This window comes from Kocuria rhizosphaericola (assembly GCF_044462205.1).
In the GTDB taxonomy this organism is placed as follows: Bacteria; Actinomycetota; Actinomycetes; order Actinomycetales; family Micrococcaceae; genus Kocuria; species Kocuria rhizosphaericola.
On sequence record NZ_JBISWK010000123.1, the window covers coordinates 1 to 6,797 of the forward strand.

4 protein-coding genes are annotated in these 6,797 nt (G+C 67.3%); 3 read left to right on the forward strand and 1 reads right to left on the reverse strand.

What is annotated here, in order from left to right; genetic code table 11:
* A partial coding sequence (locus ACH9D2_RS12665; RefSeq protein ID WP_449555786.1) for a copper amine oxidase occupies window positions 1-1,262 on the reverse strand: 1,262 nt, incomplete at its 3' end.
* Between the two features lie 328 nt (window positions 1,263-1,590).
* Between ACH9D2_RS12665 and ACH9D2_RS12670 the strand changes: the two genes are divergently transcribed.
* The 3 genes from ACH9D2_RS12670 to ACH9D2_RS12680 all read left to right on the forward strand — a co-directional run bounded on the left by ACH9D2_RS12670 (window position 1,591) and on the right by ACH9D2_RS12680 (window position 6,762).
* Complete coding sequence (locus ACH9D2_RS12670; protein ID WP_396363160.1) at window positions 1,591-3,282, forward strand: amidohydrolase family protein; 1,692 nt, start codon at window positions 1,591-1,593, stop codon at window positions 3,280-3,282.
* 132 nt (window positions 3,283-3,414) lie between these two features.
* A complete protein-coding gene (locus tag ACH9D2_RS12675) occupies window positions 3,415-4,581 on the forward strand; it encodes an MFS transporter (RefSeq protein ID WP_396363161.1) in 1,167 nt (388 codons plus the stop codon).
* A gap of 744 nt (window positions 4,582-5,325) precedes the next feature.
* On the forward strand, window positions 5,326-6,762 hold the full coding sequence (locus tag ACH9D2_RS12680; protein WP_396363162.1) for an aldehyde dehydrogenase family protein: 1,437 nt from the start codon (window positions 5,326-5,328) through the stop codon (window positions 6,760-6,762).
* The last annotated feature ends 35 nt before the right edge of the window (window positions 6,763-6,797 follow it).

A 6,797-nucleotide genomic window follows, 5' to 3' on the forward strand; every position in this document is an offset into this window, starting at 1 on the left:
CCGGTGGCCTTGGCCTCCACCTGGATGGAGCCGTCGAGGTAGAAGTACCAGAAGAAGCCGTACTCGTAGTTGCCGATCGTGGCGAAGTAGCTGATCACCAGCCGGCGGGAGCGGCGCACCTGCGGGGCCTCCCCGAACTCGGTGTGCTTCCAGAGCACGCCGTAGTCCTCCTCGTGCATGCACACCGCGTGCGGGATCTCCATGGGGTGGCCCTCGTCGTCGGCCACGAACGCGTCGAAGTACTGGATGACCCCGAGGCAGTCGCAGCCCAGCTTCAGCGAGTTGGCGTTCTTGCCGAGCAGGTACTCCCCGGCGTCGAAGTAGCTGATCCAGAAGCGGGTGTTCGTGGTGTCCCCGTAGGGCACGACCATCTCCGGCACGGAGGCCCGGTAGAGCACCGAGCGGTCCTCGGGCTGCTCGCCGGTGTCGTCGCGGAAGGTGACCCGGTTGAGCACCAGGCCCTCCTGGGCGTTGAAGCCGATGCGCAGCTTCCAGTTCTCCCAGGTCACGTGGGTGCCGTCCACCTGGAAGGACGGGCCCTCCGGCTGGACGATGTCGAGGGGCTTGAGGGTGGTGCGGGCCGGGCCCACGAACTCCGGGGTGTAGTTGGCGTCCGCCATGGGCACGGGCACGTCGCCGTCGTCCTCGACCCGGATGACCTCCCCGGCCGTGAGGTCGATGTGCACGACGAGGCCCTCGACGGGGTGGCCCCACGGGTTGTCGCCCTCGAAGCGGCGGTGGAAGGTCAGGGAGCGGATGACCCGCTTGCCGGTCTCGTCCTCCCGCGGGAAGAAGCCCGGCGCCAGCGGGGCCACGAAGCTGTGCGTGGTGTCCTCGATCCCCCGGCGGGCCATGGCCTCCTGCCAGCGCGGGTCCGCCTTGACGATCTCCGCGGCGCGGTCGTACTCCTCGAACATGTACTGCGCCTGCCCGTAGGGGTGCTCGCCCGTCCGCAGGGTCTCGAGCGAGCGGACCTCTCCCGCGGTCACGGACACCACGGCCCGGCGCGTGCGGCCGGTGTCGGTGTCCAGCAGGGTGATGTCGAGCGAGCGGTCGAAGTCGTCGTCGCCCTCGACGTGGCCCAGGACCACGGACTTCGGTGGCTCCACCGGCAGCACCCGGGGGAACCGGGTGGTTGCACCCACGTGGCCGGCGTCCTCAAGGATGCGCCGAGCAGTCGAGATCTCCGCCGGCGTCAGCAGGTCCAGGGGGTGGGTGACACCCAGCGCGGAGGGGCGGACGGGATCGGTGATTTCGCTCATGGGGCGCACTCCAGATGTGACGAAGGAGGCCGGGGATCCGGCCGCAACAGGAATTGCTATCCATCGTGACGGAGGTAACACCACTTGTCTCCGGTTCGGAACAGATCGTTCCTTGGATGGCGATCACACTGCGCGCAGAGTCAAGGGGCAGTCCTGACAGGCCCTGCCCCGTCCTCGACGGTGCCCACAGCTGGAACACCTCTGACACACGCCAGAAATGTGTTGCGCCCTGTTCTCGGAGTGTCAAAGGACGTGCGCGCATCAGCAAGTCAGTCAGGCAGCAGGAGGCTTAGCGTGAACCTCATCACAATGCAGAGGACGGAACAGCATGAATGAGAACCCGGCAGACCTGCTGATGATCAACGGCACCATCGACACCCTGACGGCTCAGAATCCTCGAGTCTCAGCCCTAGCAGTGCGGGGCGGGAGAGTCGCGGGGCTCGGCGCCGACGCCGAAAGATTGCGAGCCCCTGGAACGATCGTGGTGGACCTGGAGGGGGCGTATGTGATGCCGGCGCTGCTGGATGTGCACAACCACCACATGCTGGCCGGTCAGATGGACCTGTTCGAACTGGACGCTCCCCCGACCCTGAGCCTGGACGAGCTGCTGGAGGCTGTCGCCCGGCGGGCCGAGGGCCTCGATCCGGACGAGTGGGTGGTCGGCGGCAGCTGGGGCGCGGGCTTGCTGAACGAGATCAACAGCACCCAGGCCCTGGCGCGCCTCGACGCAGCCACCGGTGGGCGGCCTGCGCTGCTAAAGGACGACAGCAAGCACAATCGCTGGGCGAACAGTCGCGCCCTGGAGCTTACGGGAATTGACGACACCACGACCGACCCCGAGGGTGGACAGATCATGCGCGACGCCGACGGCCACGCCACCGGCGTGCTGATCGAGGCCGGCGGGGTCCTGGCCGAGAAAGCCCTGACCGGCCTGCGGCCGACCTCCACACAGGATCTGGCCCGCGCAGCTGCCCGGGGCATCCAGATCCTCCACTCCTACGGCATCACCGGGTTCCAGGACGCTGCCACCTCGGTGCAACTGATGCGGGCCTTGAAGGCCCTGGACGACACCGGGCAGCTGCACGCCTGGGTCGTCAGCTCTATGCAGGCCAACGACCTGATCTTCGGCACCACCCCGCTGGGCGAGGAGATCATCGCCCACCGCGACGAGACCCGCAGCACCCACCACCGCCCCGAGTTCATCAAGATCTTCCTCGACGGAGTGCCCCCATCCGGCACCGGCGCCTTCCTGGAGCCCTATCTGCCCGACGCAGGGTTCCCCGACTGCCACTGCGGGACCACGACCATGGACCCGGACGAGCTCGAGGTCTGGCTGATGCGCACCGCCGAACGCGGTATCTCCGCCAAGATCCACTGCACCGGCGACGCCTCCGTGCGCCTGGTCCTCGACACCGTGGAGAAGGTCCGCGCCGCCGGGCACACCGAGCCGAAGTACCACATCGCCCACGGCCAATTCGTCCACCCCGACGACATCGCCCGCTTCGCCGCTCTCGATGTGACCGCCGACATCTCCCCGGCACTGTGGTTCCCGGGCGTGATCTCCGAGGCCATCGCCACCGTGCTGCCCGCCGACCGGGCCTCGAAGATGCAACCCAACCGGGCACTGCTGGACATGGGCGCCCGGATCGCCGGCGGCTCGGACTGGCCCGTGAGCGTCTCCCCCAACGCCTGGGAGGCCATTTACGGGCTGGTGACCCGGCAGGATCCGACCGGTCAGTTTCCTGGCACCCTGTGGCCGGAGCAGGCCATCACCTTGGAGGAGGCCATCCGCGTCTACACCACCGCGTGCGCCGAGGCCATGGGCCTCGACGATGTCGCCGGCTCCCTCGCCCCGGGGAAGTCCGCGGACTTCGTCGTCCTCAGCGACGACCCGCACGAGATCGACATCGACGCCGTCCGGTCCATCACCGCCCGCCAGACCTGGTTCGCAGGCACCAAGGTCTACGACGCCGCCTCGGCCGGCGAAACGAACCCGGCGAAGGCCCAGACCTCCGCCTGAGGTTATCCGCAGTGCGAGAGGCGAATGGCTCCCGCACCACCTCACGCACTCTCCTGCCCCACTCATCCCGCTTCTCTTGCCCATGGGGCCGCCGTCGGCACAGCTCCCCGCAACACACCTCAGAAAGACGACATGACCACTGCCCTGCACAGGACCAAGACCACGCCCGGCTCCGACCGCGGAACCTACACCTACATCTCCGTCTACAGCGCCGTTCTCTACACGGTGCTCCTGACCGCCCCGGTCGTGGCCGGAAAACTGACGGAACAGTTCGCCCTCACGCCCGTACAGGTGGGAGGCCTCTTCTCGGCCGAACTGGGAGCCTTCAGCCTGGCGACCATCCCGGCATACCTGTGGTTGAAGCGCTTGAACCTGCGCACGGCCACCTACCTGTTCACCGCGGTGGTCGTTCTGGGCAATCTGGTCTCCGGGTTCATCGACGACTTCGGCTGGCTGGTGGCCGCGCGGGTGATTACCTCACTGGCGGCTGGGTCGATCACCGTCATCCTGCTGACCCTGAGCGGCAGGACGAGCAACCCCAGCCGGGCCTTCGGACTGTTCGTGGTCTTCCAGCTGGCCATGGGCGCCCTGATCCTGGCCGTTTTCCCCGCCCTCTACGCCGGGACCGGGGTGGCCGCCATCTATTGGACCCTCGCCGGGCTGGCTGCACTGTGTGTGTTGGTGGTGCCCCAGATCGACGGAGAAGCCCTGCGCGGATCCGCCCCTGCGCCCGCCGACTCCCGGACCCGAACGAGGCCGCCGATAGCGCAGTACATCACGGGTCTGGCCGCGGTGCTGCTGTTCTACATCGCCCTCAGCGGCGTGTGGGCCTTCATGGCGCAGATCTCCGCCGGCTCCGGAATCGACCTGTCCGCCACCAGTCTCGTTCTCTCCGTGGCCACGGTGGCCGGAATCGCCTCGGCCCTGCTGGCCACCGTCCTCGGTGACACACCGCGTCGCCGCCTGTACCTGCGCATGGGCTACCTGGGCATGGCCCTGAGTGTGGCTCTGCTGTTCGGCGCCCCCGGACTGCTGCGCTTCGCCGTGGCAGCAGTAATCTTCAAATTCGCCTGGACCTTGATCCTCCCCTACCTGCTCTCCACGCTCAGCGATCTCGGCGGGAGCCAAGTGATGAACACCACCAACCTCATGATCGGCACTGGCTTCGCCATCGGCCCCATCGTCAGCGGCACCCTCGTCCAAGCGGGAGGCTTCAGCGGAATGCTCGCCTTTTCCCTGGCGGCCGTCGTGGCCTCCCTGCTCTGCGTCCTCGTGGTACAGCGCCGAACACATTCCTGAAAAGCCAGCCTTACCGGAGTCACCAGTGAACGCTTCGTTGAAAGCGACACCCTCGTGACGAGGGTCGGCGACAGGATTTCGCAGATGACTCGTTACGAGACCGGTAATCGTTCTCCAAGATTCACCGGGCATGACGGCGAAGACCGCCGAGCTCATCGGGGTGCGGGTATCCAGGTCGCCCTCAGCTAGGTTCAATATGCGCAGCCCAGAGCAAAGCCTCCTGCCCTGCAGCGCTTCGGCAAAGGCCAGCATGTTCGGCGGTGACCGCCGCAGACTCCTGGCACTTGTCTGTCGGCAGCCCTCCCATAGGAACCCCTACCGCAACGCCATCGACTCGAACTTGTTCCGTGAATCGGTGAGCACGTTGGGCGGACCGGTGAGATGGCCGGTAATGGTGAACTGACGAGCAGAACTTTGGCGCTGATCGAACCACTGCTGCGAGTCACTGCCCGGGCAGAATGACAAAGAGTAGCTCTACCAGACCATCGACGCCACACGACTATGAAGAGTGGGCGCACCCTCGCCCGCCAACCGTTCCCGATCACACAACCCATGTGTGGAATAACCACTTGTAGCAGTCCAGGTCGAGGAGTGCGCGGGTCATCAAAAGGACGGCACGCATGTCATAACTGGACCGACGTGACGCGGGGCACACTGGAATGGATGTTCATGTGGGCTGGCGGTGGTTAGCCCCGGAGCCTTCACGGTCCGCGTTGTGATCTATTACCCATGAGGAGACATACCATGACTGCTGAAACCTCTGCCCTGTCGACCTTTTCGAGTGCGGCCGATCTGCTGGCCGTGATCCAGCCCGCCGAGGGCGGGCGCACCCTGCTCGATCCGGCTACCGGGGCGGTCGTGGGTCGGGCGCCCAAGCACACCCTGACGGACCTGGAGACGGCCGTGACCGCCGCCCGGGCGGCCCAGCCGGGCTGGGCGGCCCGTGGCCACACCGAACGATCAGCTCTTCTCGACGCCGCCGCCGAGGCCGTGGAGGCCAACGCCGAGGCGTTGGCCGAGCTGTTGTCGCGGGAGCAGGGCAAGCCGCTCAACGGCCCCAATGCCCGCTTCGAGGTCGGCGCGTGCGCGGCCTGGCTGCGCGCCACCGCCGCCTTGGAGCTCAAGCCGGAGACCCTCGTGGAGGAGAACGGCACCCGCGCCGAGCTGCACTACCGGCCCCTGGGCGTGGTCGGGGCGATCGGGCCGTGGAACTGGCCGATGATGATCTCCACCTGGCAGATCGCCCCGTCCCTGCGGATGGGCAACACCGTGGTCGTCAAGCCCTCCGGCTACACCCCGCTGTCGGTGCTGGCCCTGGTGGAAGTGCTCAACCAGGTCCTGCCGGCCGACGTGCTCCAGGTGGTCACCGGCGACCGCGAGATCGGCGAGGCCCTGGTCGCCCACCCCGGGGTGGACAAGATCATGTTCACCGGCTCCACCCCCGCCGGCAAAGCGATCATCCGCAACTCCGCCGACAACGTGAAGCGTCTGACCATGGAACTGGGCGGCAACGACGCCGGGATTGTGCTGCCCGACGTGGATCCGGCGGCCATCGCCGAGGACCTGTTCTGGGGGGCGTTCCTCAACACCGGCCAGACGTGTGCGGCGCTGAAGCGCCTCTACGTCCACGAAGACGTCTACGACGCCGTCTGCGAAGCCCTCACCGAGGTCGCCGCCCAGATGCCGATGGGCGTGGGCCTCGACGAGAACAACGTGCTGGGCCCGCTGCAGAACCAGGCCCAGTACGACATCGTCGCCGACCTCGTCGAGAAAGCCCGGGCCGGCGGCGGACGGGTGCTGCTGGGCGGGAACCCCGAGACCGGCAAGCCCGGGTACTTCTACCCGACGACCCTCGTGGCCGATCTGGACAACGACAACCCGCTGGTGGCCGAGGAACAGTTCGGCCCCGCCCTGCCCATCATCAAGTACACCGACCTCGACGAGGTCATCGGCATGGCTAACGCCCTGGAGGTCGGCCTGGGCGCTTCCGTGTGGTCGGCCGACACCGAGGCCGCCCGTGCGGTTGCCGCCCGGATCCAGGCCGGCACCGTGTGGATCAACAAGCACGGGGCCGTGGACCCCCGCATTCCCTTCGGCGGGGCCAAGCAGTCCGGCTACGGCCTGGAGTTCGGCGTCGAGGGCCTCAAGCACCTCGGCGCCCCCCAGGTCATCAACGGATAAGCACCCCCACCAGCACCACCACGAGCGGCGCCGGC